Origin of the sequence: Dietzia sp. B44 (assembly GCF_014145245.1) — a bacterium.
Classification (GTDB): Bacteria; Actinomycetota; Actinomycetes; order Mycobacteriales; family Mycobacteriaceae; genus Dietzia; species Dietzia natronolimnaea.
In genome coordinates, this window is sequence record NZ_JAALEF010000360.1 from 1 (window position 1) to 1,063 (window position 1,063).

The following is a 1,063-nucleotide window of genomic DNA, read 5'->3' on the forward strand; positions in this document are numbered from 1 at the left end:
ACTGTCGTACGTCCTGCTGGGGACCACGGCGGGGGCCGTCGCAGGCCCCAACCTCGTGGGACCGACGGGCGCCGTCGCCGAGTCGCTCGGCCTGCTCCCGTTGGCCGGACCGTTCCTCCTCGCGGCGGTGGCCTACGGCGGTGCGGCGCTCGTCATCTCCCTGCTGCTCAGGCCCGATCCGCTGCTCGAGGCGCGGCGGAGGGAGATCGCGGCCGCGGGCTCGGCGACCACCTCGTCGTCGTCGATCACCGCGTCGATCACGCCATCCTCCGAGGTCACCTCCGCCAGCGCCACGGCCCCCGGTGTCACCGCCTCCGGTGCCGCGGCCCCCGACATCACGGCCTCCCACACCGATGAGGGCGCCCCCGCCCGCATCTGGACGGGCGATGTGATCACCGGAGTCGCGGTGATGGCACTGACGCAGTTCGTGATGGTCGGCCTCATGACCATGACCCCGGTCCACATGCGTGCGCATGATCACGCTGTGACCGTGGTGGGGTTGGTGATCTCTCTGCACGTGGCGGCGATGTTCCTGCCGGCGCCGCTGTCCGGCTACCTTGTCGACAAGTTCGGCACGCGGCTCGTCGCCGTCTCGGCGGGTCTGGTGCTGCTGACCTCGGGCGTGCTCGCCGCTGTGTCGCCACCGCAGTCGACGGTGCTGGTCACCACGGCGCTGATCCTGCTGGGGCTGGGGTGGAGCCTGGGCCTGGTGGCCGGCACCACCGTCCTCACCACCTCCGTTCCCACCTCGGTTCGCGCGACCGTCCAGGGCCAGGCCGACGTGGCCGTGGCGCTGTCCGGCGCGGCGGGCGGCCTGCTCTCGGGGCTGGTGTTCGCGTGGATCGAGTTCCGCGGGCTCGGGTTCGCGCTCGCTGCACTGTCGTTGATCGTGGTGGCTGCTGTGCGACCGCGGCGTGCGGCGGGTGCGGCTGGGGCCCCTCGGGTCACGGCGGTCTGACACCCGGGGCGTCCGCCGAGTGGTCGCATATCTGCCCGATCGCCGGAGCCCACCCCGGGGAAACGTGAGCGGGTCCGACCCTTCGGCGAGGCGCGGGCGGTCGGG

Annotated in this window: 1 protein-coding gene; it reads left to right on the forward strand. The window is 72.8% G+C overall.

The window, feature by feature from the left end; genetic code table 11:
* The coding region (locus G6017_RS11865) for an MFS transporter (RefSeq protein WP_182617517.1) at nucleotides 1-958 on the forward strand (958 nt) is incomplete at its 5' end.
* Nucleotides 959-1,063 lie beyond the last annotated feature (105 nt).